The organism is Stenotrophomonas sp. WED208 (assembly GCF_040984485.1).
Lineage (GTDB): Bacteria > Pseudomonadota > Gammaproteobacteria > Xanthomonadales > Xanthomonadaceae > Stenotrophomonas > Stenotrophomonas riyadhensis.
In genome coordinates this window covers 2,926,779-2,952,265 of the sequence record NZ_JAZARB010000001.1, presented here as the reverse complement: position 1 = coordinate 2,952,265, position 25,487 = coordinate 2,926,779, and the positions used below count along the sequence as shown (strand labels likewise).

Sequence of the window (25,487 nt, the reverse complement as noted above, 5' to 3'; positions counted from 1 at the left end):
TGAACCTGGCCGTCCCCCTCCTTGTAGGAGCGGGACGGCTGACGGTACCATTGCGAATCTTTTCCCTTTGTCGTGGTAGCGCTTCTTGACGGAGCGTCAAGCCGGTGGGGGATACCCTTCCACACGGTTCCATGGAGACTTACAAAAATGTTGATCCTGACTCGCCGCGTCGGCGAAACCCTGATGATCGGAGACTCGGTGAGCGTCACCGTGCTTGGCGTCAAGGGTAACCAGGTGCGTATCGGCATCACCGCGCCGAAGGACGTCGCTGTGCATCGCGAAGAGATCTATCAGCGCATCCAGCGTGGTGACGAAGCCGGTGGCACCGGTAGCGAAAATTCTGCCGAATAACGCTTTACCTTCGCACTCGATTAACGTTATGATTCACGCCCCGCTGAGGTGCAACGCACCAGACGCGGAGAAAACCCCGGAGTGATGCCCGAGTGGCCGAAGGGGCTCCCCTGCTAAGGGAGTATAGGGTCAAAAGCTCTATCGAGGGTTCGAATCCCTCTCACTCCGCCAGATACAAAGAAACGCCTGCAGATCCTCGATCTGCAGGCGTTTTTCTTTATCCGACACTCGAAAGTGCAGCCGGCGTGGGCTGCCTATCCTGGCTGATCCGTACGGGTGGCAGGCACTGGCGCGGGCGTCGCCGCTGGTGCCGGAGCGGGCGCACCGGGCAGCTGTGGCGGTTCAAGATAGCGAGGTGGGGTTTCCCGCCACAGCAAGGCAAGCGTGCAGTCGTTGGCACGTTCCCTGCACATTCTTTCGGCCTTCCGCTGCGCGGCGTCCGCGGTCTTCTCACCCAGAGCAAAGCCCAACGCAATCGTGCCGGTCGCTATGGCCGAATAGCCTTCGCTGCTGGTGCTGGCGGACTGACCGCAATTGCGCGATCGCGCTGCGCAGTAGTGCAGCGACTGCTGCATCGCAGTGGTGAGGGAAGATTGGTTCATCGAATAGCCGTAGCGGCCATCCTCGTCGTAGGTGATCGCAGACGCAGCACTTGCGCCTGATGAAACGGGCAACAACAGCGCCAGTGAAACTGCATGCTTCCAGTTCATCACGCTCTCCTTTTCTGCCGATGGTGAATCAACCGGGGAGCGTGGCGCAACCACGCAGGGGGGGCGATGGACGACGCCTGCAGGCCGTCTGCCTGCAGGCGTGTACCGATGCATCCGGTTGTCAGAGCTTCACCGTCACACCCACCTGGAAGCCTCGCCCCGGCAACGGTGCGATGTACTTCAACGGCGAATTGTGCGGCCGTGCTTCTTCATTGAGCAGGTTGCTGCCGTTGACGAACACCTCCACGCCGGCGATGTAGCTGTTGCGTACCGGCAGTTCGCGACTGACCTGCAGGTCGACCAGGTTGAACGCATCCAGCGGCACTTCCTCGCTCACGTTGCGGCCGAGGTACTTCTGCGTGTCGTAGTAGGTGCTGGACAGCTGCGCCTTCCAGCCCTCGCGCTGCCATTGCAGGTTGGCACCGTAGCGGTTGGTCGGCATGTTCGGCAGGTACTCGCCGTCATTGTGGGCACGCAGCGAATCGGGGCGGTCGGCCTTGTTCTTCACCAGGTCGGCGAAGGCGGACACATTCAACGTGCCGAAGCGGCCCAGGTCCAACGCCTGCGAAGCATCGATCTCGAAGCCCTTCACCGTGGTGTCGGTCTGCTTCCAGTACTTCAGTGGCAGGCGGTTGGCGGTCTGCAGGCCGGAGTAGCCGAGGTAGAGGTAGTTCTCGTACCGCATCCGGTACGCGGTGGCGGACAGCTCGAAACCACCGAGGTGGAACAGGCCGGTCAGTTCCAGGTTCTTCGCGCGTTCCGGTTCCAGATTCTGGTTGCCTTCTTCCTGGGTCATCACCGAATAGTGAGCATTGCTCGCATACAGCTCGTTGATCTCCGGTGCGCGCTGCGAGGACGAGTAGCGCACCTTGGCCGCGAACAACGGTCCGAGCTCGACATACGATCCCAGGCTGTAGCTGTTGAGCCGGTAGTCACGGTCCTGCAGTTTGGTGTTGGCGGCATTGCGCGCGGTCTTGAAGCGGCTGGGCTGCAGCTTGTGGTCGATGCGCTCGTGACGCACGCCGGCATCGAAGGTAGCCCAGCCGAAGTCGAGCGTTTCCTTCAGGAACACCGCATTGCTGCGGGTGTCCACGTCCGGCAGGTAGCGCTGAGAACCACTGCCGGTGACATCACGCGACTGATGGCTGAAACCGAGCAGGCCGCTGAGCGCGCCGATGCGTTGATGGCTGAGCAGCAGCTCGGCCTGGGTGCTCTCGAAATCGTAGTCGTTGGCCTTGGTGGCGCCCAGCCGCTCGCCTGAGGTGTTGTCCAGCTTGGAAACGCGGAGTTCCGCGCGCTCGAACCACGGCAGTGGATCACGCAGCAGGGCTTCCAGCGCGTAGCGCTGTTGCTTGATCACCACGCCCACCGGCAGGCCATCGGCATAGTTGGAACCGAACGACAGGTTCTGCATCGAGAAGCCTGGAACGCCGTACTCGCTGTCCTTGGCATCAATGCTGACACCCACGTAGCCACGGTCGAAGAACAGGGTCGAGCCGAAGGCCACCTGACTGTTGCGCGCATAGCTGTTGCCCAGCCGGTGATGGTAGTCGGGCGTCACATCGTTGTTGATCTGCTTCTGCACATACGACGGCGTGCCGGGCACGTAGGCCGGGTTGACCGGATTGATGTAGGTGCGGCGCTGCCAGACCGACGTCGGATTGTTGGTGTAGAAGGAGAAATCACCATCGGCCCAGTCCGGGTTCTCGGTCATGAACTGGTCGATGTACGGCTGAGAGGCCTTGTTGTAGAGCTGCTGGACGCGCGCCTCTTTCTGGCAGGCGTCGGCCAGTGCCGAATTGACGCCCCCGCCGGCCGGGAACAACCTGGTGTTGCAGACGCTGGCCTTGCTGTTGCCGGGGATGTCGTAGTGCGAGATCCGCTGTCGCGACACCTGCAGGTTGGTGGACACGTTGCGCTGGTTGTTGAAGTTCATGCGGAAGCCCTGCGCGTCGGCCGCGTTGAAGCCCTTGCGCAGGACCAGTTCCATCGACTGGTCCTTGTCTTCCATGCTGCGCGAGATCAGGCCCGAGTCGATCTCCACGCTGCCACCGATCGCATTGCCGCCGTAGCGCACGGTGTCGGAAGACTTGTTGACGGTGACACTGCGTACGAACAGCGGATCGAACGGGATGTTGATGTCGCCGCTGATCGCGTTCATGCCCAGAATCGACTGGCCGTCCTGCAGGATCTGCACACGGTTGCCGCTGAGGCTGCGGATGACCGGGGCGCCCGCGTTCGGCCCGAAGGCGCTGCTCTGCACACCGGAGACGTGTTCGAGCAGGCCGCCGAGGGTGCGGTTCTGTGCCTGCGGATTGTCGACGGTGACCCGGCTGTCGATGCGCGAGGGTTGGGAGGCCTGGACCTGGAGGGTGGGGAGGGTGGGTTCGTTCGCGGCCTGGGCGGTGTGGACGGCGAACAGAATGGCTGCAGCAAGGAGATGGCGGCGCATGACACGATCCGTGAAGTTGATGTGAAATGTTATAACGTAACTATTTGTATCGACAAGGGCGGATTGGGCCTTGCCATCGGGACTGGATATGAGAACGATTCTCATATGAGAATGGCGGGTGATTCTTCACGGGCGCACCATGCACAGCCTCACCCTGGCCGACCTCGACCGCCTGGGCCGCAGCAGCGGCTTCCGCTATCGGCTGCCTGCGCGGGCGGCTTCCGATCTGTCGGGCGAGGATTGCGTGGTGCAGGGCAGGGTCGAGCAGCGTCGCCTGCGTCCGGGCGTCCATCTGGCGCTGTCGGACGTGATCGCACGCCAGCCGTTCGAGGCCACCTCCGAGTCGCCGCCTGCCTTCTCGGCAATCGTGATGCTGGAGGGCCGCGCAGGTGCGCGCCTGGCGGGGCAGGCGGTGATCGGCATGGGTCCGGGCGCTGGCGCGATGGTGCGGGCCGACGCTACGCCGATGACCGCGATACACCCAGCGGGCCAACGGATGCGCAGCCTGAATGTCTCGCTGGACGCACCGGCTGAGCTGGACGATCCGATCATCACCGAACTGCTATCCGCCGCGCATCGCAGCGGTGGCCAGCAGCTGCGCAGCTGGCAGGTGCCCGGGCATCTCGAGCACGCCGCCGACCAGGTGTTGTCGGGCACCTGGCAGGGCGCAATGCATGCACTTTTGTGCGAAGGCATTGGCCTGCAGATGCTGGCCATTGCGCTGGGCGCGCCGGCACCGGAGGCATCGCCCGACCTGCGCGTTTCAGCACGTGATCGCCGCATGCTGCAGCGGGTGATCGACTGCCTGCAGGCGGCGCCGGCCGCCGACCACAGCCTGGAGGATCTGGCGCGCCTGGCCTGCATGAGCTCGAGCAGCCTGCGGCTGAAGTTCCAGCAGGTGCACCGGTGTTCGGTGTTCGCCTGGCTGCGCGAGCGGCGCCTGCAGTTGGCCTGCGAGCAGCTGCGGCAGGGCTGCAGCGTGCAGCAGGCCGCGCATTTCGTCGGCTACCGGCACGCCACCAATTTCGCGACCGCATTCCGCGCGCGCTACGGCATCGCACCCAGCGAGCTTCGCTGAGTCCGGGCCATCGTCGGCAGTGCGCATACGCCTGCTGCGTCCGCGCATACGTGTGCTCACGCTCAAATGACAATAATTCTCATCCAGCCTTTCCTTCCCGCTGGATCTCCCATGCCTGCCTGTTTCCGCCCGTGTGCCCTGGCTAGCGCCATCGGCACGACCCTGGCGCTGTTCAACGCTGCCCACGCCGCCGAACGCACTCCGTCCGTAACGCCTTCCCAGCTCCCGACCGTGCAGGTCACTGCCGACCTTGATGGCAGCACCGAAACGTCGCGTTCGTACACCACCGATTCGATGGGCACGGCGACCGGACTGTCGCTGACCTCGCGGCAGACCCCGCAATCCGTCAGCGTGGTCACCCGCCAGCAGATCGAGGACCGTGGCCTGCTCAGCACCGCCGATGCCCTGGCGACCGCACCCGGCATCTCGGTCACGCGCAGCGACGCCAACCGCTATTCGTTTTCCGCACGCGGCTTCGACATCGACAACTACCAGTTCGATGGCGTGGTGATGCCGGTGTTGTCGCCATGGAACTTCGGCGAGAACAATCTGGACATGGTGGTGTACGACCGCATCGAGATCGTGCGCGGTGCCAATGGCCTGATGACCGGCGCCGGCAATCCCTCGGCGGCGGTGAACTATGTGCGCAAGCGCCCGCTGCGCGAGTTCGCTGCCAGTGGTGGCATCAGCCTCGGCAGCTGGGACGCACGGCGCGCGTGGGCGGATGTATCCAGCCCGTTGAGCCGGGAAGGACGCGTGCGTGGTCGCCTGGTGGCCGCGCACGCAGAGGGTGACAGCTACACCGCTGGCCTGGACAGCACCGCAAGGACACTCTACGGCGTGGTCAGTGTGGATCTGGGCGAGGACACCGGATTGATCGCCGGTATCTCCTACCAGGGCAGCGACAACCGTGGCTTCGGCAGCGGCTTCGCGCTGTTCAACGCCGACGGCACGCGTACCCGCTTCGACCGCTCGGTATCGGCCACCGCGCCGTGGGCACGGATGACCACCGATACCCGCAACGGCTTCTTCGACTTCAACCACCGCTTCGGTAACGACTGGCAGGCACGCGTGTCCTACAGCCGCTCGCATACCGACATGGAGATGAAGCATCTCTACCGGGGCGGCTATCCCGATCCGGTGACCGGGGCGATGCCCACTGGCAACAGCTTCACCCGCTACGACGGTCCGGTGCGCCGCGAAGCGATCAGCGCCAGCCTGACCGGTCCGTTCCAGCTGTTCGGCCGCCAGCACACGGCGTCCATCGGCTGGTCGCGTTCGCGTGACGAGATCGCGCTCGGCCAGTACCGCGCGCTGGCGCCGCTGCCGCCGTTGGCCAGCTATCTGGACTGGCACGGGCCGGGCACGCCGGAGCCGACGTGGGCCAGCAGCAAGACCCAGGCCGATGACCTGGACAACCATCAGAGCGGTGCCTACGCGGTGGCGCGCTTGTCGCTGGCCGATCCGCTGCACGTGATCGTCGGTGCCCGCCTGAGCAACTGGGAGACCGATCAGGTCTACTTCGGCGCCAAGCGGAAGTACCGCTACCGCAACGAGTTCGTACCGTATGCAGGCGTGGTCTGGGACCTCAACGGCTACAGCAGCGTGTACGCCAGCTACACCGGCATCTTCAAGCCGCAGAACAACCGCAATGAATCCGGACAGATCCTCGACCCGGTCAGCGGCCGCAGCTACGAGCTGGGCCTCAAGGGCAGCTGGCTGCAGGAACGCTTGAATGCGTCGGCGGCATTGTTCCGCACCCAACAGGACAACCTGGCCGAAGCCACCGGTGGGTTGGTTGAAGGCAGCACACAAGCGGCCTACCGCGCGGTGAAGGGCGCAACCGTGGACGGCCTGGAGCTGGAACTGGCCGGCGAGCCGCTGCCGGGCTGGAGCCTGGGCACCAGCTTCACCACATTCATCGCGCAGGACGCGCAGGGCCGTGCGATCAACACTGCCAAGCCGCGCAGCCTGTTCAAGCTGTTCACCACCTGGCGGCTGCCGGGTGCCTGGGACCGGCTGACGATCGGCGGTGGCGTGGACTGGCAGAACCGCATGTACCAGACCGCCACCGCGCCCGGGAATCGCCGGGTGCCGGTGGAGCAGCCCAGCTACGCGCTGGTGAACCTGATGGCGCGCTACCAGTTCAGTTCCAATGTGTCGGCGGCGGTCAACATCAACAACCTGTTTGACCGCCACTACTACTCGCAGATCGGCTTCTACAACCAGGGCTGGTACGGCGCGCCGCGAAACGTGATGTTCACGCTGAAGGTCGGCTATTGAGGCGGCAGTGGCGAGGTTCAGGGATCCAGTGGATCCATCGGGTCGATGCGAAGTGATTCGGGCGCTGGCACGAAGGTGATCGCGTACGGTGAAATGCGTGAACCGACCTTGCCGGGAACGTAGCCCAGCTCACGGCGGTTGCGGTCACTGAACCCGCTGCTGGCGACCGAATCGATATGCGACGGACTGCTGACCACCAGTGCCGGTTGCCGCGGCGGTGCCTGCAGGGCCGCCAGCAGCCGGGCTGCATTGCGCAGGTTGGTGGTGGTGTGGCGGGCATACGGTTCGATGATGATCGCATCTGCGGGAATGCCGAAGCGCGCGATCAGCGCTTCGCGCATCTGCACCGCTTCGACGCTGCGGGTGCCGCGTGGATGCACGGCGCCACCGGAGACGATGATGAAAGGTGCATCGCCCGCCGCATAGCGCTGCGCAGCGGCCTTCAGGCGCAGCTTGCTGCCAGCGCTGAGCAGGGTGGTCAGCTCGTCCGGGCCCTGCCCAAGCACGATGATTGATGTGTACGGATGCGCGGACCAATCGAGCTGCCGCGCGCGCGCGAATGGCGCGGCGTTCATTCCCGCGTTGATGGGCTCGAAGCGGATCGCGTCGAGGCGGTCATTGGCATCGAGCAGGCCCACCGCCACCGCGATGCTGCGATCGAATGCGGTGTAGGCCGCGCTGGCGTCCACTTCGCTCATCTGCATGGCAATGGCAACATCGCCGGCCAGTCGCGTGCTGCCCGCCGCACCGACCGGGCCGTCGATGGCGTCGTAGCGGGGCGGCTGGCCGTGGCCGTAGACGGAGAGGATGTTGTTGAGGCCCGCAAGCTCTCTTTCGATGGCATCGGCGCGCGCCGGAACCGCGGTGGTCAGCAGGCCTGCCTGCGCCGGCGTCCAGTGTGCCGCCTCGAGTGTGCAGGCCGCCGTCCGGCAGCCAGTCATGCGCTGCGTGCGTTCGACCATGAGGGCGCGCGCAGGGGCGGGCAGTGCGTCGTGCTTCAGCTGCACCAGGGTTGGAAACAAGCGCCCGGCCAGTGCCGTGCTGTCGCGGTCGTCAGCGGCCGCCGCAAGCGGCAGCGCTGCCGTGGCAAGCAGGGCGAGGGACAAGCTCAATCGTCGATGCATCACCAGCTCCTGCTGACCATCAGGCGGACGTTGCGGCCGAACAGCGGCCGTCCATAGATTGCCTCGGCCGAACCCTGTCCGGCCAGGGCGTCGGTGCGGGTGTTGCCCTCGGTGAGCCCCTTTTCATTGGTCAGGTTGTCGCCCACCAGCTGTGCGCCCCAGTTGCCGCGCTTCCATGAAACGCCCAGGCCCAGGGTCTGGTAGGCAGGCAGCGCTGTCTGGTTGAATAGATCGACGTAGGACTTGCCGACTACGTCATAGCGCAGCCAGGTCTCGAACTGGTCCTGGCCGTGCTGGAAACTGAAAGTCGGTCGCAGGTTGCCGTAGAGCTTGGGTTCGCGAACGATCTGCTTGCCATTGACCGCCGCCGGATCGGCACCGGAATCGTTCTGCAGGCTGTCGTACTGCGGATCGCTGACCGTGATCGAACCGGCGATGCTGAACCAGTCCAGCGGTCGGAACAGGCCATCCAGTTCGATGCCCTTGGAGACGGCGGTACCGATGAAGGGCACCGACTGGTCATTGCGGCCGGTCGTCGGATTGAAGGCAACGAAGGACGCGTTGAGTGGATCGAACTTCGTATAGAACGCGGTCAGGTACAGATAGGACCGGCCAAAAGCCGCCTTCAGGCCCAGCTCGTACTGGTCCAGCTGGGTCTGCACGATGGTCGGATCGATCGAGCGCGCCACCGACGAGTTGGGAACGATCTCCATGTGCGACACGCGGGCGTAGGCGCCCACCGCAGGGGTGAAGTCGAAGTTCGCACCGACCGTCCAGTTGGTGGCGGACGGATTCAGGCGATGGTCCTGGATGATGCCGGTGAACCGCCGCGTGGTGTTGTCGGCCAGTGTGTTGCGATCGCCGAGGTCGGCCTGGGCGGTCTGCTCGGCATAGCCTTCGTAGCGGTAGCGTTCATGGCGGATGCCGGCATCAAGCTTGAAGCGGTCCGTCAGTGTCCACGTGTCATTGGCGTAGACCGCGAACATGCGGGCGTCGACCTTGCCGCGATTGAGGGTGGTGGTGTAGCGCAGCGTGCCCTTGTCGGTGACATATCCCAGCGGCGTGCCATCGTTGCCGTAGGCCACCAGATCCAGCAGGCGTGGCTTGCCGCGCATCTCCATCAGCATGTCCTGGTACAGGCTGAAGGACGTGGTGCCGAAGAAGGCGGTGTACGCACCGATGTTCAGATCGTGGCTGCCCCAGGCCGTTTCAAACAGCCGTGTCGCGCTGAAGTCGGCTTGGCCGGAGTAGAAGTCCGAATCTGCGGCACGGTATTGCGCCGAGATCACCAGGCCGGAGGCGGCGTAGGGATCGTAGGCAGTGGCGCCGTTGCTGCCGGCCAGCGCGTAGCCCATCCGCGCGACGCCGGCACCGAAGGCGCTGCGGGCCGCGCCCAGGTAGCTGTTGGCGAAGCTGCGTGCGTCGACCGGGTTGGTGGTCGAGTACAGCGCGTCGAACGTATTGCGGCCCTTGGTGTAGCCGGTCTTCAGCGAGATCGTCCAATCGCTGGCGGTGTTCTCGTACTGGAAGCCGATGTTGCCGAAGCGCATGTGCCGCCCATCGGCCAGGTCGCGGTTCATGCCCTGCAGGACACCGCCGCCATCGAGGTATTTCAGGTTGACGCTGCGCAGTGACGGCGAGTTCAGTGTGCCGTCGAAGTAGTCGATGTAGGGATCCAGCGACACGCTGGGATTGCGAGGGTCGGCGACCGGGATCGGCAGGTAGAACGTATTGTGGTCGTCAACGAAGGTGCCGCTGACCTTGAACCAGCTGGTGTCGTCGAAGTAGTGCTTGATGTTGCCGCGGATCTGCCCGCCCTTGTCGTTCGGGAAGCCGTTGTCGCGGTAGCCATCGTGCTGGCGCAGGAAGCCACCGACGGCGTAGAAGGTGTCCTTGCCCAGCGCGCCGGACTGGTACATCTCGCCGCGGTACAGCCCGGTATCGCCGATGGTCAGCTGCGCCTTGCCGTGGGTCTCTTCCGAGCCCTCGGCCAGGATGTTGTTGACGATGGCGCCGCCGCTGCTGGCATAGATGGGCGCCGGGCCCCCACGTACGATCTCTACCCGCTGGTTCATCACGTCGAACCGGTTCATGCCGTCGCCGGAATTGAAGAAGTGACCATCCAGCTCCTGGTAGAGCGGCAGGCCGTCCTGCTGGAAGGCAATGAAGCCGCGATCAGTGGGAATGCCACGCAGCCGGGTGATGTTCTGCACCTCGCCGCCGGTGGCCTCGACATGGATGCCGGGAACCGAGCCGAGCAGGTCGGCGTAGCTTTTCGGTGCGAGCTTCTGCACGTCTTCGCGGCTGAGTGAATTGACGGCGAAGGACGCATCGAAGCGACGCTGGGTGCGTGCCGCACCGGTGACCACCACCGCATCCAGCGTTGCAGCGTCGGCGCTGTCCTTGTTCTGGACGGGGGCGTCCTGCGCAGACGCGCTGCCGTGCAGGGAGATCAGGGCCAGGGAGATGCCCAGGACCAGGGGGCTGATGTTCATCGGAGGGCGGCCATGCAGGGAAGGGGGACCGCTGCACGGTAGGTCCGGGCGATGACGGAATTGTTTACTTCGGCGGAAATAAACAATTAAGCGATGGCGTCGGCGCCCAGCTGATGGATCGGCAGCAGCGCCGCGCCCACCGATACCGCGGATCCTCCCAGCCGTGACACATGCACCTGCGGCAGGCGCAGGCTGTCAAGCGCACTGCTCCAGCGTGCCGGTTGCTGCAGGTGTTGCCCCAACACTTCCAGCACCTGCCTCGGCAGTGAGCCGGACAGGATCACGGCGCCAGGATCGAGCCATGCCACACCGGTATTGGCCGCCACGCCCAGCTGGTTGCCCGCGCGTTCTGCCCAGGCATTGATGATGCCGGCATGGGTGTGCAGGCAGGCCTCCAGTTCGAACAGCGATGGAATCCCAGCGCCGGCGTCGCGCAACGTGGCCAGCAGGTCGATGCCCGAGGGGCGCGGCGCGTCCATGCGGAACAGGCGGCCGATATCCCCGGCATTGCCGAATTCACCGCGCATCACATCACGTCGATGGATCACGCCACCGCCCACGCCGTGGCCGACATACAGCAGCAGCGCCGACGCGCAGTCGCGGATCAGTCCGCTGTCGTAGTACTCCGCCAGCGCCGCCAGGGTCGCATCGTTCTCCACCCAGACCGGGAAGCCGAAGTAGTCTTCGAAGAACTGGTCGTTGTCGATATCGCGCCAGCCACGCAGCCAGTCCACTGCGTGCCGGCGTGCCGGACCGGTTTCGACCACGGGCCCGGGGACCGCCACGCCGAGGCCGAGGAAACGGGCGCGCATGAGCCCGGTGCGGCTGGTGAGGCTGCGCAGGCGCTGGTCCACCGCGTGCACGAAGTCGTGTGGATCCGCGCTGTCGAATGCGGTTGCGTCGTGGGCGATGACCTGGCCGGCAAAATCCACCAGCGCGATCTCCAGCCAACCGGGGTGCACCGTGGCACCGGCGGCATAGCCCCCCCGCCCGGACAGTGCCAGTGGCACCGATGGACGCCCCCGTTGGCCATCGGACAGTTGTCCCTGTTCCTCGATCACTTCCAGCATCAACAGTTCACGCGCCAGGCGGGTCAATGCGCCGTTGTGCATGCCCAGCTGGTGGGCGATGGTGATGCGGGGAACCGCACCCATCGTGCGCAGCAGCCAGATGATGCGTTTGTGGTCGGCATCCAGGGCGATCAGTGGTTTGCGGCGCAGCCGCGACGTCGGGGCCAGGCTCACGGGCGCTGGCCCTCGGTGCGTGCCGCTGGCATGGGCCACGCCAATGCGGCCAGCGAAAGCAGGCTGCCGACGGCGACCAGCGAGACCAGCGCGACCGAGGTGTCCAGATCGCCTGCCTGTATGCCGGGTAGCACCTCGCCCAGCAGCAATGAAGAAGCCGCGATGGACAGTTTCATGGTTCCAGTGAGCAGCGCAAAACAACTGAGGTCATCCTCGCGCCCGCTGCGGGCGGCATGACGACGGGCGATCAGCGCGGTGCGCCGCCACAGCACCAGGCCGACACTGGCCACCGCCGCCCCATGGACAGCGGCACACGCAATCGCTACAGGCAGGGAGGGCTTGGCCTGGTAAACGCAGACGGCAGCGATGGCCAGCACCGACATCAGCGCGATCAGGCCTGTCTCGCTGCACAGCGGGGGGCGCAGGCGCAGATGGAGCCAAGGCGCGACCACCATGCCCGCGACCATGGCGAAGGTCAGCGCTGCGCCCTGGTCGGCAAAGGGAAACAGGCGCCCGGCCAGGCCCACCAGCGCCGTCTCTGCCGCTGCGGCCAGCAGAACCGGCAGCAGTGCCGTCAGCGGCAGGGCACCGGCAACGGGCCTGCTGGTTGTGGCGGGCTGTGCGGGCGTGGCGACGCAGGTCAGGGGAAGCGCGGCGGCCGCGATCAGGATGCCGATGATCATGCAGATCAGCAGTGCGCTGCCACTGCCTGCAGATTCAGGTGCACCGACCACGCCGAACAGTGCTGCAGCGATGCACAGCTTGGAGATCGGTACCACTACCGCGCGAGCGGAAACGTAGCGCATGGCCTCGTTCTCGTCGCGGGGCAACAGCGAAGTCAATGCATTCTGGGCCACGTCGTAAACCGCGTAGCAGGTACGGAACAACAGCGAGGCGGCCAGCAGCGGCAGGAAGGCGGGCTCGGTCGCGGTGCTCGGACTGAACAGCAGGCAGGCGCTGGCCGCGGTACCGAGGCCGCCGACCAGCTGCAGGCGCAAGGCGAGGCGACGCTGGTCGTGCAGGCGGGTGAATACGGCGGCCAGCAGCAGGTCGAGAACGCTGCTGTAGGCCAGGGAGATCGCCAGCAGCTGGCCGGTGTGGGCAGCCGACAGTCCCAGCCGCGCGTGCAGGTAGAAGCCGAGTGCCAGGTCCACGAACGACCATACCAGAGTGCGGGCGAAGTGGCCGGCGGCATAGAGGTGCCGTGGCGAGGGCTGCGCGTTCAACGCCGTGTATGGGAAGGATTGCCGGAGATCCGGCATCGTTCTACTACCCCTGTGTGACAGCGGCCTGACATGGTGCGAGGTCGGCCATTCAGCGAGTGGCTTGCAGCACACGTCGTGGGCGAGCAGCATTGACCGTGCTGCGCCCCACAACGCCTCACGCAGAGCCTTCTTCGCCGAATGGAGCAACGTATGAAGCTGTTGTCCGCTGTGTTGTTGTCTGCGCTTTCACTCCCCGCCGTTACGGCGCTGGCAGAGGAGGGGGCGCCCTCACCGCTGCTGGGGCGCTGGTCGCTGGATATCGCTACGTCTGCGTTGCCCGAGGCGCAGCGCCCGAAGCAGGTGGTGCTGGAGTTCAAGGACGCCGGTGCGGGGCGTTGGAGTTCACATGTGGACATCGTCCTGCACGACGGCAAGACCATGAAATCCGACGGCACGCTGGCCCTGGATGGCACGCCGGGCGCCCTGTCCGGCACCTATGGCGCGGACAAGGCCAATCTGAAACTGCCTGCACCAAACACCCTGGTGATGCAGCTGGTGGACCACGGCACGCCGGCCTCCACCCGTATCTATACCGTGGCAGCTGACCGCTCGACGATGACCGAGACCAAGGCGTTCTACAGCCACGACGGTACGCCGATCCTGCAGACCAATCTGTTCAAGCGGATGCCGTAGCGATGCTGCGTTCACCACGCCCGCAGAACGGGCGTGGTGAATGCTGCAGCCTTACACCGCGGCCGGGTCGCGCTTGCCGGTGTCGATGCCGTACTTGTCGATGGCCTCCTGCACCCGCGAGCGCTCGATGCGCCCTTCGTCGGCCAGCGACTTCAGGGCGGCCAGCACGATGAAGTGACGATCCACTTCGAAGAACGTGCGCAGCGACTCACGCGTGTCGGAGCGGCCGAAGCCATCGGTGCCCAAGGCGGTGAAGCGGCGGTCGTTGATGAAGGGACGGATCTGGTCGCCGACGATCTTCATGTAGTCGGTGGCCACCACCACCGGGCCTTCATGGCCCTGCAGGCACTGCTGCACGTAGGGCACGCGGGGCTCCTCGGCCGGATGCAGCAGGTTCCAGCGTTCGGCGGCCAGGCCGTCGCGGCGCAGTTCGGTCAGGCTGGTCGCGCTCCACACATCGCTGGCGACGTCGAAGTCCTGCTGCAGCAGTTCCGCCGCGGCTTCCACTTCGCGCAGGATCGAGCCGCTGCCCATCAGCTGCACGCGTGGCTGCGAGTCGCTGTCGGCGGCCGCCGGGTGCAGCAGGTACAGGCCCTTCAGGATGCCGGCTTCGGCACCCTCGGGCAGTGCCGGCTGCGGGTAGTTCTCATTGAGTACGGTGATGTAGTAGTAGATGTCTTCCTGCTCGACGTACATGCGGCGCAGGCCGTCGTGGATGATCACCGCCAGCTCGCAATTGTAGGTCGGGTCGTAGGACACACAGCTTGGGATCACCGACGACAGCACGTGGCTGTGGCCGTCGTCATGCTGCAGGCCTTCGCCCATCAGCGTGGTGCGGCCGGAGGTGGCACCCAGCAGGAAGCCACGGGTGCGCGCATCGGCGGCGGCCCAGGCCAGGTCACCGACGCGCTGCAGGCCGAACATCGAGTAGAAGATGTAGAACGGGATCGTCGCCAGGCCGTGGTTGCTGTAGGCGGTGCCGGCGGCGATCCACGAGCAGATCGCGCCGGATTCGTTGATGCCTTCCTGCAGGATCTGGCCGTCCTTGGCTTCCTTGTAGTAGCTCAGCTGGCCGGCATCCTGCGGGGTATACAGCTGGCCGAGGTACGAATGGATGCCGATCTGGCGGAACAGGCCTTCCATGCCGAAGGTGCGCGATTCATCGGGCACGATCGGAATGACCAGTTTTCCCAGTTCCGGGTCCTTCAGCAGGCTGGTGAGGATGCGCACGAAGCCCATGGTGGTGGATTGGCCGCGGTCGCCGCTGCCCTGCAGCTGGGTGTTGAAGATCGACAGCGGCGGCAGCGGCAGCGGATCGACCTTGGCCAGGCGCGCGGGCAGTTGCCCGCCCTGGATGCGGCGGCGCTCGGCGAAGTAGATGGCTTCGGCGCTGCCCGGTTCCGGGCGCAGGTACGGCATGTCCTCCAGCTGGTCGTCGCTGACCGGCAGGTTGAAGCGGTCACGGAAGGCGCGCACCGCGTCGGCGCTCATCTTCTTCAGCTGGTGGTTGATGTTCTGGCCTTCACCGGCTTCACCCATGCCGAAACCCTTGACCGTCTTGGCCAGGATCACGGTGGGCCGGCCGCTGGTGTTCACTGCCTGCTGATAGGCAGCGAACACCTTCTGCGGATCATGGCCACCACGCGCCAGTGCCCAGATGTCGTCGTCGCTCATGTGCGCGACCAGCTCCAGCAGTTCGGGGTAACGGCCGAAGAAGTGCTCGCGCACGTAGGCACCGTTCTGCGACTTGAAGGTCTGGTAGTCGCCGTCCACGCATTCCATCATGCGCTGGCGCAGCAGGCCGCTGTGGTCGCGGGCCAGCAGGTCGTCCCAGCCGCTGCCCCAGATCAGCTTGATCACGTTCCAGCCGGCCGCGCGGAAGGTGCCTTCCAGTTCCTGGATGACCTTGGCGTTGCCGCGCACCGGACCGTCCAGGCGCTGCAGGTTGCAGTTGACCACGAACACGATGTTGTCCAGCCGCTCGCGGCCGGCCAGCGAGATCGCCGCCAGCGACTCGGGCTGGTCCATCTCGCCGTCGCCGAGGAAGGCCCAGACCTTGCGGCCCTGGTGTTCTTTCAGGCCGCGGTATTCCAGGTAGCGCATGCAGCGCGCCTGGTAGGCGGCGGTCAGCGGGCCCAGCCCCATCGACACGGTGGGGAACTGCCAGAACTCCGGCATCAATCGCGGGTGTGGATACGAGGACAGGCCTTCGCGACCGGCTTCGCGGCGGAAGTTGTCCATGCGCGCCGGATCGATGCGGCCTTCCACGTACGCGCGGCCATAGATGCCCGGCGCGGAGTGGCCCTGGATGTAGATCATGTCGCCGTCGAAGGTGTCGGTACGGCCACGGAAGAAATGATCGAAGCCCACGTCGTACAGCACTGCCGCCGACTGGTAGGTGGCGATGTGGCCGCCGACGTTGGAATGCTTGCCGGCACGCAGCACCATCACCATCGCGTTCCAGCGGATCATCGCATTCAGGCGGCGCTCGATGGCCAGGTCACCCGGGTAGTCCGGCTGGCGCTCGGGCGGGATGGTGTTGACGTAAGCGGTCCATGCACGGGTATGCAGGTCGCCGTGCTGCTGCGCATCCAACTCGCTGAGCTGGTCGATCAGGTAGTGCACGCGCGGCCGGCCACCGGTCTGCATCACCGCTTCCAGTGATTCACGCCACTCGCGGGTTTCCAGCGGATCGGTATCGAAGGGAATGAGCGCTTGGTTCATGACTGTCTCCAGAGGGCGCCGGTCGGACGTCTGCCTGGGCGACAACACCGGCAGGGCGCACAGCACTGGAGCGGGGTCGCAACGGCGGAGCCGTGACGCGAAGGGCGACCGTCGCGGTCACCGAGAAGACAAGCGTAGGCCCGGCCCCCCCGGCTTCGATAGGCGGGCCCGGCTTGGGTCTCTGGCAAGCAAGGGTTGGCACGGCGCGCCGTATCATGGGCGGGCGTGCTGGGTGCGGCCGCTGATCAGGCCGGTGACAGGCCCGGGAAGAACATCGGGATGACCGCCACACCAATGCCCAGCAGGCACCAGGCCACGATCGGCAGCCAGCCCGAGAACTGCTGGCAGCGTTCCGGCAAGCGGCGTCCTCCGATCCACAGCAGCAGGGTGAGCAGGCCCAGCGCGTAGGCGAGGGCGACAACCACCGGATGCACGTGGACGACCCGGCTGGGCGGCCACATCTGCTGCTGGTAGGCGGTGGTGTGTGCGACCAGCAGCAGGAACAGCAGGCTGCTGAGGGTGTTGATGGCGGTGCGGGCGTTCATTGCGGGGCACTCCTTGTGCCGGCTGCCGGAAACTGCAGGGGCGGCATTCTAGCGGCTGCGTGCCGGCAGTTGAAACGCCACTGTCATCGATGACCGTCACCCTGCGGTGCTTTCCAGCCTTGGGGTGGTTGGCCGGCCGTGAACAGCGTGAGGATCTGGGAGAAGAGCTATGCGCTGCGGCGGCGGCTGCTGCGCGGCTTCTTCCTGCGCCGTGGTTCTGCCAGCGAAGATGCCGAAGATCTGGCGCAGGAGGTTTACCTGCGGCTGCTGCGCAGCACCGGTGAGCATGCCGACGCGGTCGAGAACCCGGAAGCCTACCTGTTCACCGTGGCGGCCAACCTGGCGCGCGAGCACGCGCGCGCGCGTTCGTCGCTGCCGCCGTTGGAGGACGTCGACCTCCTGGCCGAAGTGCTGAAGAGCGAAGAAGACATCGAAGGCGAATTCGAGCGCGCGCAGCGCTGGAACGATATCCGCACCACCATCGCACGGCTGCCGGCCACCACGCGGCGGGTGATGGAGCTGCATTACCGCGACGGGCTGGACTGCCCGGCAATCAGCCAGCAGTTGCAGGTGTCGGTGCACATGGTGCGCAAGCATATCGGCAAGGGGCTGGAAGCCTGCAGGAAGGCGCTGGGCGCCAGGGAGCTCACATGAAACGGAATCCATCGGGTGCGGCCGACGACGCGATCGCCAGCGAGGCCATGGACTGGTTCCAGCGCAATCGCGAGGGCGTGCTGGGCGAAGCCGAGCGGGTTGCGTTGCTGGACTGGATGAAGCGCTCGCCGGAGCATGTGCGCGCCTATATGCACGCCCTCGCACTGCACCGGCAGGTCGGTGAGGCGCTGCAATCGGCATCGGCTGAAGAGGCCTCGGTACCGCCACAGCAGGCCGCTGCCAAGGTCGTGCCGCTGTTCGGACACGCACAGGCCCCGCTGCGCAGTGCGCCGCACAGCCGTCGCACGCGTTGGTGGGGGGCGGCTGCCGCAGCCTGTATCGCCCTGCTCGGCGTGGGCCTGGTACCGCAGCTGATGCCCACCGAGCAGCTGTACAGCGCCGACCATGGTGAACTGCGTGACCTGGTGCTGCCCGACCAGACCCGGGTGCGGCTGAACGCGGACAGCCGCCTGCGGGTGCGCATGGGCGGGTTCAGCCGCAAGGCGGAACTGCTGCAGGGCGAGGCGACGTTCGACATCGCACGCGATCGGCGCCCGTTCGAAGTGCAGGTGAACGGGTTGCAGATCCGCGATATCGGCACGGTGTTCGATGTGTCGCGACGGCTGCAGGGCACCCGCATCGGTGTGGTTTCCGGCGAGGTGGAAGTGTGGAGCCAGGGTGCGGATGCGCGGCGTCTTGCACAGCTGGGCAAAGGCCAGGTGGTGCAGGTCGACGCGCGCAGCCATGCCGTGGAGTCGTTGGATGTGCCGCTGTCGATGCTGCTGGACTGGCAGCAACGCAAGGTCTCTTTCCTGGACGAGCGGCTGGATGAGGTGGCCGCCGCCTTCAACCGCCACAACCAGGTGCAGGTTCGGGTGCTGGATGAAGGTGCGGCGTCGGCGCGGTTGTCCGGCAGCCTGGATGCGCATCGCATCGGTGCGCTGCAGGCCTTCCTCGAACGCGACCCGCGTTTCGTGGTGAGGCGCGAAGGGGACACGGTGCGGGTCGGCAGTCGCTGAGGGCGGCGCGGCCGTGCACTGTCAGAAAAGATTCATCGAATCCGCGTTCTCCACTTCGGTGGAAGCGGGCTCTTACATGGGAGAAGCCGCTGTCGAGATGCACAGCGGCACCTGCTGCTTTCTCTCTTCCAAGGACCCGTGATGCGCAACACGCTTTACCTGTCGATCATCCTTGCCCTGTCTCCGTGCAGCGTACCGTCGGCTTTCGCGGCCGGTAGCGAAGGGCTGGAGGCGCGAGTGTCTACCCCGATCGCGGCGCAGCCGCTGGCGCGCGCGCTGGAGCAGTTGTCGCGCAGTTCCGGCGTGCAGTTCCTGTACTCGGCCAGCGGCGATGCCCGCATGGCCGGGGGGGTGCCGCGCGGTGCCACCGTCAAGCAGGCGCTGGACGCGCTGCTGGCAGGGACCGGCCTGGGCTACACCGTGGTGGATGGCAATGTCATCGCCATCGATCCGGCACCGGCACGCAACGAACCGAAGCCGGCCGCGCCGAAGCCGCGCGAGGCCGAGGCGATGGTGGCGCCGACCCTGGGCACGGTGAAGGTGATTGCCGCACACGAGGTGATCGACCAGAAGAAGACCTCGCCGGTGATCAAGGATTCGGTGGTCTACGACGAGATGGACAGCTACGGCGACGAGACGCTGGCCGAAAGCCTGATGGCTGCGCCGGGGCTGAGTGCCGTGGAGGATGCCGGTGAGCCCCGTTACGTGACGGTGCGTGGCGTGCAGGCCAACCTCAACTACACCACCATCGATGGCATAGCGATTGCCAGCGTGGGTGGAAGTGGCTCCGGTGAGCGCATGAACAACCTGCAGCTGATTCCCAGCGACATCGGCACCCGCACCGACATCTACAAGAGCTTCAGCGCGGAGCAGGCGCCGGATGCGATCGGCGGCGTGATCGACATCATCAGCCGCAGCGCCTTCGACCGGTCCGGCAAGTACGTGTTCGCCGATGTGGCTGGCATCCATTCCACGGCCGAGACCAATGTCGAGCGCAGCGCCGGTGGCAACCACGAGACCCTGGGTCACTTCGGCAAGAGCGCCAAGATGGTGTTCTCCAACCAGTTCGGCGCCGACCAGGAATTCGGCCTTGTTGCGGTAGCGCGCTATGAGCAGCGTTCGCGCAACAGCGTCAAGCGCTGGGTGGAGTCGAACTACTACTACAACGACGCTGGCAAGTACCTCACCGACGGCACCACCGGGCCGGACGAGGCCAAGGGCTGGAACGGGCTGCGTGCGCCCGGCAATTTCAGCACCGGCACCTACACCAACTTCATCACCAACTTCGGTGGCTCGGCCAAGCTGGAATGGAAGCCATCGGACGATCCTTTCTACGCATCGTTGCTGCTGTACTCGTACCGGTTCTACGAGAACTCGACGATGAACAAGACCGATCTGTACGGCAACGCCAAGTTTCCGATCCGCAACCAGACCGAAGACAGCGGCACCACCCAGATCAACAGCATCTACATCAAGAACCGCCACGACCGCTGGGACCGCAACAACCGCGGTGCCATCGCCAGCTTCAACTGGGACCTGGGTGACCGCTCGCGGCTGACCCTGCGCGGTGGCCACACCGAAGAGACCTTCCACAACAGCCAGGTCTACTGGGGGGTACGCGCCTACCCGAGCAACCTGTTCGTCGATTACGAGAACGACAGCCACGGCTTTCCCAATGCGGTGGCGGTTTCCGATTCCAGCCTGCTGACCAGCTCGGCGTTCAAGCTCAACCCGGCACAGGCCTATGTCTCGCCGCGCGACGCCAAGGAGAGCATCGACAACCTGCGTGCCGACTTCAGCTACAACATCGACGCCGATGCGCGTGGCTTTGGCCTGGCCGCCGGTGCCGAGTACCGTCACCTGAAGATCTGGCAGGACATCGACTTCGACTACTACAAGAGCAGTGCGACGCTGAACGATTACCTGTACCCGGGTTCGACCCTGCTGGGCAGCGTGCCGGGCTTCCCGCTGATCGACAACCGCAAGTGGAACGAGGAGCTGGCACCGAGGCTGGGCAGCAACAACGCGGCCTATCCCAATGCCAACTTCACCAGCGACTACAAGTACGTGGAGGACATCACCAATGCCTATGTATCCGCGCACTACGCCTGGGACCGGCTGCTGCTGATCGGCGGCCTGCGCTACGACCACACGCGCTTCGATGCCTACAGCCCGTTCAGCGACGATGGCGGCACCACCTATACCTCTGCTTTCCGCAAGGCGAGCGGCGGCTACAACAACCTGCTGCCGTCATTGAATGCGACGTTCAAGCTCACCGAGGACCAGCGCCTGCGCTTCTCCGCCAGCCGCACGCTGGGCCGGCCGACGCCGAGCAACATCGCCCAGGCCACCAGCACCAGCTGTGGCGATGACGAGGAGGGCAGGGGCTTCTGCACGATCAAGCAGGGCAACGCCAACCTGCAGCCGCGACGTTCCACCAACATCGACCTGGCGTGGGACCTGTACTTCAATGGCAATAACGGCCTGGTCTCGATCGCGCTGTTCGACAAGGTGATCAAGGACGACATCTACACCCTGACCACCTTCGAGAACGTGGGTGACACGCGCTACCGGGTCACCCAGCCGATGAACACCGATGAGTCCAGGCTGCGCGGCGTCGAGTTCGCGGTCGCCAACCGCAACCTGCAGTGGGGCCGCCAGCGCTTCGACATGTACTTCAACGCGACGCGGCTGGAAGGCCAGACCAACTACCGCATCAGTGATGGTACCGAGCGTCGCCTGGACCGTCTGCTGTACCAGCCGGACTGGTCGCTCAACGGCTCGGTGATCTGGCGCATGCCGTGGAAGAGCGCGCAGCTGCGTCTGTCTGGCACCTACCGCAGCCGGATGCTGGTCGACTTTGGTGATACCCAATGGCTGGATTCGTACTACGACCCGTACATGACCTTCAACATGGCCTTCAGCCACAAGGTCAGCAGGCACGTGACGCTGAAGTACGAGGCCAAGAACCTGTTCAACACGCAGCCGACCTACAGCACCGGTCCGAATGGGCGCTTCCGTACCGAGATCGACGACTACGGCCGCTTCTTCTACTTCCACATCATCTACAACTGAGGGCGCAGCCGTGGATACGATCAATCGCAGGCGATTCCTGGCCCTGGCCGGCCTGTCCGCTGCCGGCGCGTGGATGGGCACGGCGCACGCGCTGGCCGCACAGACCGATGCCGCCGCGCTGAACCCGCGCAACCTGCTGGCGTCGCCGCGGTTCGCCAGCACGCCGTTCACCCTGGGCGTGGCCTCGGGTGATCCTTCGGCCGATGGCATGGTGCTGTGGACACGGCTGGCGACCGAGCCGCTGGTGTTCGGCGGTGGCATGCCGACCCGGCCGATGGTGGTCGAATGGCAGCTGGCCGCGGACGAGGGCATGCGCAAGGTGGTACGCCAGGGTTCGGCGATGGCGCATCCCGAACTCGGCCACGCCGTGCACGTGGAGCTGGGTGGGTTGGCGCCCGCACGGCCTTATTGGTACCGCTTCACCGTAGGCGGCCACGCCAGTGCGGTCGGTTGCACCCGCACGCTGCCCGCAGCCACGGCCGCAGTGGATCGCGTGCGTTTTGCGGTGGCCGGTTGCCAGCACTACGAAGAAGGCCACTACACCGCGTGGCGGCGCATTGCCGAGGAACCGCTGGATTTCGTCTTCCACTACGGTGATTACATCTACGAAGGCGAAAGCCAGCCGGGCCTGCGGAAAATGAACGGCCAGCCGTTCACCAACCTGCGCAATCATGTCGGGCCGCAGACCTACACGCTGGACGACTACCGTCGCCGCTACGCCCAGTACAAGAGCGATGCCGACCTGCAGGCCGCGCATGCGTCGGCGCCGTGGTTCGTCACCTTCGATGACCATGAAGTGGACAACAACTGGGCCGGCGCCCAAGACCAGGACGATACGCCCAGCGAAGTGTTCCTGCTGCGCCGCGCACAGGCGTTCCAGGCCTACTACGAGAACATGCCACTGCGCCGTTCGGCGTTCCCGCGCGATGGCCACATGCAGATGTACCGGCGCGCACGCTATGGCACGCTGATGGACCTGCACCTGCTCGACACACGCCAGTACCGCAGCAAGCAGGTAAACATGGCGCTGCGCGAGGAGGTGGAATCGCCGGAGCGCAGCATTGTGGGTGCGAAGCAGGAGCGCTGGCTGTTCGACGGCCTGGCCGATGCCGCGCCGCGCTGGCACACCATTGCCCACCAGGTGGCGCTGGGCAACTACATGCGCGAGAAGAACGGGTTGGTGCAGTCGTCCGACGACCAATGGTCGGGCTATCTGGACAGCCGCCGGCGCCTGCTCGACCACATCCAGAAGGTCGGATTCGGCAACGTGGTGACGGCGTGTGGCGACGCGCACCGGCATTACGCCAGCGACCTGGTGCAGGACCATCGTGATTCAGGCGTGGTCTCCAGTGAGTTCCTCGCCACTTCGATCACTTCCGGCGCCGACGGCCAGGGCGTGGATGCGTACGCAAGGAATCAGCTCGCGCACAGCCCTTATCTGAGGGCGACCACCGACAAGCGTGGCTATGTGCTGTGCGATGTCACCCGTGATGCGTGGATCGGCGACATGAAAACGCTGGATACCGTGATGCAGCCAGATGGCGCACTGCAGAGCTGGAAGCGCTATGCGGTGGAGCACGGCCGGCCGGGATTGCAGGAGGCCTGATCAGGCACGCCCCCTTGTAGAGTCGAGCCATGCTCGACTGCTTTTCGATCGTTCTTCGATCATTGACCGGAAAAAGCAGTCGAGCATGGCTCGACTCTACAAGGGCGGAGCGGCTCAATCGTGCTCGAACCGCAGTGGTTCGCTGCCCATCGCCGGGTCACTGGTGCCAGGACGCCCATCCTCGGCACGGCCCGCTAGGCGCAGCACACTCTCACCTGCGCTGACCTGCAGGTCATACCAGCCGGCGGTAGGCGTTGCATCCCACGCCAACGACGTCTCTGCATGCGCGGGCAGTGCCAGCGTCTGCTCGGGCATGTGCCCGGCATAGGCACCGGCATGCACGCGCACTTGCTGCGCGCTGTCACCCAGATTGCGCAGGTGCAGCCGCAGCTGGCTGCCAGCATGTTCAACCATGGCCTGCACGGCAGGTGCCTTGGTCGCCCCCTGGAAATGGCGGTGGAAGCCATTCGGGCCCAGCAGCCAAAGGTCGTAGCGACCGTGTACATCCAGCGGCCAGCGCTCCTGCAGTGCTGTGCCCGGTACCAGTGTATAGCGGCGTGGCACCGCACCCAGCCGCAGCCGATCGTAGACATGCAGGACCGCTGCCGCACCTTCGCAGGACAACACCAGTTCCACGCCCGAGGCGTCGATCGCGGCAATCGATGCCTGCGGCCGATAGGGCAGGGCACGCGCCGGGCGTACGCCACGTTCCTGTTGCGCCGGTTCCAGCCCCTCCGGCAACGTCGGCACGGTGCGTCCCGGCAGGGCGGCGGCACGTGCGGCCACCGCGCTCACGTCGGGCAGGCCGCGTACGAACGGACGGGTATCGCGCTGGGCGAAGTCGAAGGCGTTGCTCAGGTCTCCGCAGACCGCACGGCGCCAGGGTGAGATATCCGGTGCGGCCACGCCGAAGCGGCGTTCGATCAGCCGTATGACCGAGGTGTGGTCGTACACCTGCGAATCGACCCAGCCACCGCGGCTCCATGGCGAAATCACGTACAGCGGCACGCGCGGACCCAGCCCATAGGGGCGGCCGCGCAGCTCGGCGGCGTCGTACTTCTCGTCGCCCGGTGCCGGATGGCTGTGGTATTCGCCTTCGGTACTGACCGAAGAGGTACCCGCCCAGCCACCGTTTATCGGTGACGGCGGTGCCGGTGGCGGCATGTGGTCGAAGAAGCCGTCGTTCTCGTCGAACATCAGCAGCAGGGCGGTGCGGCTCCACACCTCCGGATCGGCGGTCAGTGCATCCAGCACGCGTGCGGTATAGGCCGCGCCCTGGGCCGGGCTGGAGGGGCCGGGATGCTCGCTGCCGGCCGCGTCGGCGATGATGAAGCTGACCTGCGGCAGACGCCCATCGACCACGTCCTGGCGCAGCTGCGCCAGGCCACGGGTGCTGACGCCACGTGCGCGCAGCTGCGGGTCATGTCCCGGCGCAGCGCGGTAGGCCTGGCGGAACGCCTCGAAACCCGCCAGCGGGTTGTCGGTGAAGTTGTCGGCCATGTCCTGGTAGATCTGCCAGGAGACACCCGCCTTCTGCAGGCGTTCGACATAGCTGGTCCAGCGATACGACGCCGGATGCCCGCCGTGCTCGGGGAAGTTGTCGTGCGAGTTGGCGATCACCGGGCCGCCAGCACGCGCGTGTGCATCATTGTGACCGGTCCACAGGAACACCCGGTTCGGGTTGGTTCCGGCCTGCATCGCGCAGTGGTAGGCGTCGCAGATGGTGAAGGCATCGGCCAGGGCGAACTGGAAGGGCAGGTCGCTGCGCTGGAAGTAGCCCATCGAGTGGTTCTGCTTGGCCTTCGGCCATTGCCCCATGCGTCCGTGGTCCCAGGCCCGTTGTGCGTCCGGCCAGGTGTGTGGTGTGCCCTCCACCCGCATGTAGCCGAAGTGCGCAGCGGTATCCAGCGGGAACGGTGCGATCGCGCGCGTGCCGCTGGCATCGGGTTGCAGCCACAGGCTGCGGGTACGGCCGCCAGCCTGTAGCGCCGGCGCGGGAGCCACGAAGCGATCGCCGAAACCACGCACGCCCGGCAGCGTGCCGAAGTAGTGGTCGAACGAGCGGTTTTCCTGCATGAACACCACGATGTGCTGCAGGTCTTCGAGGCTGCGCGTCTGCGCGGCGGGGGCGATCGCTGCGGCCCGGGCGATGCTGGGCAGCAGCGGGGAAAGGCCGGCGGCAACGCCGGCCTGCAACAACCGGCGTCGGCCGATATCAGTCACGGGCTC

Annotated in this window: 17 protein-coding genes and 1 tRNA gene; 9 read left to right on the top strand and 9 right to left on the bottom strand. The window is 65.6% G+C overall.

From position 1 onward, the window contains the following. Positions 1-147: 147 nt before the first annotated feature. Together csrA and VPH47_RS13230 are read left to right on the top strand one after the other, a co-directional pair. Positions 148-351 carry a carbon storage regulator CsrA gene (gene csrA / locus VPH47_RS13235; protein WP_004152909.1) on the top strand — a complete coding sequence of 68 codons (204 nt, stop codon included), beginning with the start codon at positions 148-150 and terminating at the stop codon, positions 349-351. A 78-nt stretch (positions 352-429) separates the two neighbouring features. Next, positions 430-522 (top strand) — tRNA-Ser (locus VPH47_RS13230). An 83-nt stretch (positions 523-605) separates the two neighbouring features. Here the strand turns inward: VPH47_RS13230 and VPH47_RS13225 are convergent. Together VPH47_RS13225 and VPH47_RS13220 are read right to left on the bottom strand one after the other, a co-directional pair. Next, a complete protein-coding gene (locus VPH47_RS13225) occupies positions 606-1,061 on the bottom strand; it encodes a DUF4189 domain-containing protein (RefSeq protein WP_368851012.1) in 456 nt (151 codons plus the stop codon). Positions 1,062-1,182: 121 nt separating this feature from the next. Continuing rightward, complete coding sequence (locus VPH47_RS13220; RefSeq protein WP_368851011.1) at positions 1,183-3,513, bottom strand: TonB-dependent receptor; 2,331 nt, start codon at positions 3,511-3,513, stop codon at positions 1,183-1,185. 139 nt (positions 3,514-3,652) lie between these two features. Here VPH47_RS13220 and VPH47_RS13215 point away from each other — a divergent pair, with 139 nt between their 5' ends. Both VPH47_RS13215 and VPH47_RS13210 read left to right on the top strand, forming a co-directional pair. Further along, positions 3,653-4,591 (top strand): AraC family transcriptional regulator, encoded by a 939-nt coding sequence (locus VPH47_RS13215; protein ID WP_049449569.1) that lies wholly within the window; start codon positions 3,653-3,655, stop codon positions 4,589-4,591. A gap of 111 nt (positions 4,592-4,702) precedes the next feature. Further along, on the top strand, positions 4,703-6,874 hold the full coding sequence (locus tag VPH47_RS13210) for a TonB-dependent siderophore receptor (protein ID WP_368851010.1): 2,172 nt from the start codon (positions 4,703-4,705) through the stop codon (positions 6,872-6,874). A 17-nt stretch (positions 6,875-6,891) separates the two neighbouring features. Here the strand turns inward: VPH47_RS13210 and VPH47_RS13205 are convergent, their stop codons facing one another. The 4 genes from VPH47_RS13205 to VPH47_RS13190 all read right to left on the bottom strand — a co-directional run bounded on the left by VPH47_RS13205 (position 6,892) and on the right by VPH47_RS13190 (position 12,999). Then, positions 6,892-7,998 carry a YdcF family protein gene (locus VPH47_RS13205; protein ID WP_368851009.1) on the bottom strand — a complete coding sequence of 369 codons (1,107 nt, stop codon included), beginning with the start codon at positions 7,996-7,998 and terminating at the stop codon, positions 6,892-6,894. Continuing rightward, positions 7,998-10,493: a TonB-dependent receptor gene (locus tag VPH47_RS13200; protein ID WP_368851008.1), complete on the bottom strand. Its 2,496-nt coding sequence runs from the start codon at positions 10,491-10,493 to the stop codon at positions 7,998-8,000. The genes VPH47_RS13205 and VPH47_RS13200 overlap by 1 nt, the downstream gene beginning before the upstream one ends. Positions 10,494-10,579: 86 nt before the next feature. After that, positions 10,580-11,737: an ROK family protein gene (locus VPH47_RS13195; protein WP_368851007.1), complete on the bottom strand. Its 1,158-nt coding sequence runs from the start codon at positions 11,735-11,737 to the stop codon at positions 10,580-10,582. Beyond that, positions 11,734-12,999 (bottom strand): MFS transporter, encoded by a 1,266-nt coding sequence (locus tag VPH47_RS13190; RefSeq protein ID WP_368851006.1) that lies wholly within the window; start codon positions 12,997-12,999, stop codon positions 11,734-11,736. Before VPH47_RS13190 ends, VPH47_RS13195 begins: the two co-directional genes overlap by 4 nt. A 153-nt stretch (positions 13,000-13,152) precedes the next feature. Between VPH47_RS13190 and VPH47_RS13185 the strand changes: the two genes are divergently transcribed. Then, a complete protein-coding gene (locus tag VPH47_RS13185) occupies positions 13,153-13,635 on the top strand; it encodes a LuxR family transcriptional regulator (RefSeq protein ID WP_153855149.1) in 483 nt (160 codons plus the stop codon). 51 nt (positions 13,636-13,686) lie between these two features. On the opposite strand, the gene aceE is transcribed toward VPH47_RS13185, so the two are convergent. Both aceE and VPH47_RS13175 read right to left on the bottom strand, forming a co-directional pair. After that, the gene (gene aceE / locus VPH47_RS13180) at positions 13,687-16,359 is read right to left on the bottom strand and encodes a pyruvate dehydrogenase (acetyl-transferring), homodimeric type (RefSeq protein WP_368851005.1); all 2,673 of its coding nucleotides are present in this window, start codon (positions 16,357-16,359) and stop codon (positions 13,687-13,689) included. 245 nt (positions 16,360-16,604) lie between these two features. Then, entirely contained in the window at positions 16,605-16,904 is a 300-nt protein-coding gene (locus VPH47_RS13175; RefSeq protein WP_180847936.1) for a hypothetical protein, read from the bottom strand. A gap of 138 nt (positions 16,905-17,042) precedes the next feature. Here VPH47_RS13175 and VPH47_RS13170 point away from each other — a divergent pair, with 138 nt between their 5' ends. The 4 genes from VPH47_RS13170 to VPH47_RS13155 all read left to right on the top strand — a co-directional run bounded on the left by VPH47_RS13170 (position 17,043) and on the right by VPH47_RS13155 (position 23,258). Next, a complete protein-coding gene (locus VPH47_RS13170) occupies positions 17,043-17,558 on the top strand; it encodes an RNA polymerase sigma factor (RefSeq protein ID WP_164162086.1) in 516 nt (171 codons plus the stop codon). Beyond that, complete coding sequence (locus VPH47_RS13165; protein ID WP_197610562.1) at positions 17,555-18,577, top strand: FecR domain-containing protein; 1,023 nt, start codon at positions 17,555-17,557, stop codon at positions 18,575-18,577. The genes VPH47_RS13170 and VPH47_RS13165 overlap by 4 nt, the downstream gene beginning before the upstream one ends. 141 nt (positions 18,578-18,718) lie before the next feature. Further along, positions 18,719-21,652: a TonB-dependent receptor gene (locus VPH47_RS13160; protein WP_368851004.1), complete on the top strand. Its 2,934-nt coding sequence runs from the start codon at positions 18,719-18,721 to the stop codon at positions 21,650-21,652. Between the two features lie 10 nt (positions 21,653-21,662). Next, positions 21,663-23,258 carry an alkaline phosphatase gene (locus VPH47_RS13155; protein WP_368851003.1) on the top strand — a complete coding sequence of 532 codons (1,596 nt, stop codon included), beginning with the start codon at positions 21,663-21,665 and terminating at the stop codon, positions 23,256-23,258. Between the two features lie 114 nt (positions 23,259-23,372). On the opposite strand, the gene VPH47_RS13150 is transcribed toward VPH47_RS13155, so the two are convergent. Continuing rightward, positions 23,373-25,481 (bottom strand): phosphocholine-specific phospholipase C, encoded by a 2,109-nt coding sequence (locus tag VPH47_RS13150; RefSeq protein ID WP_368851002.1) that lies wholly within the window; start codon positions 25,479-25,481, stop codon positions 23,373-23,375. Positions 25,482-25,487 lie beyond the last annotated feature (6 nt).

Coding starts and splice junctions, on each gene's coding strand:
- VPH47_RS13225 (WP_368851012.1), bottom strand. CDS start 1,061: ATGAACTGGAAGCATGCAGTTTCACTGGCGCTGTTGTTGCCCGTTTCA.
- VPH47_RS13200 (WP_368851008.1), bottom strand. CDS start 10,493: ATGAACATCAGCCCCCTGGTCCTGGGCATCTCCCTGGCCCTGATCTCC.
- VPH47_RS13190 (WP_368851006.1), bottom strand. CDS start 12,999: ATGCCGGATCTCCGGCAATCCTTCCCATACACGGCGTTGAACGCGCAG.
- VPH47_RS13220 (WP_368851011.1), bottom strand. CDS start 3,513: ATGCGCCGCCATCTCCTTGCTGCAGCCATTCTGTTCGCCGTCCACACC.
- VPH47_RS13175 (WP_180847936.1), bottom strand. CDS start 16,904: ATGAACGCCCGCACCGCCATCAACACCCTCAGCAGCCTGCTGTTCCTG.
- VPH47_RS13205 (WP_368851009.1), bottom strand. CDS start 7,998: ATGCATCGACGATTGAGCTTGTCCCTCGCCCTGCTTGCCACGGCAGCG.
- VPH47_RS13165 (WP_197610562.1), top strand. CDS start 17,555: ATGAAACGGAATCCATCGGGTGCGGCCGACGACGCGATCGCCAGCGAG.
- VPH47_RS13210 (WP_368851010.1), top strand. CDS start 4,703: ATGCCTGCCTGTTTCCGCCCGTGTGCCCTGGCTAGCGCCATCGGCACG.
- VPH47_RS13215 (WP_049449569.1), top strand. CDS start 3,653: ATGCACAGCCTCACCCTGGCCGACCTCGACCGCCTGGGCCGCAGCAGC.
- VPH47_RS13185 (WP_153855149.1), top strand. CDS start 13,153: ATGAAGCTGTTGTCCGCTGTGTTGTTGTCTGCGCTTTCACTCCCCGCC.
- csrA (WP_004152909.1), top strand. CDS start 148: ATGTTGATCCTGACTCGCCGCGTCGGCGAAACCCTGATGATCGGAGAC.
- VPH47_RS13160 (WP_368851004.1), top strand. CDS start 18,719: ATGCGCAACACGCTTTACCTGTCGATCATCCTTGCCCTGTCTCCGTGC.
- aceE (WP_368851005.1), bottom strand. CDS start 16,359: ATGAACCAAGCGCTCATTCCCTTCGATACCGATCCGCTGGAAACCCGC.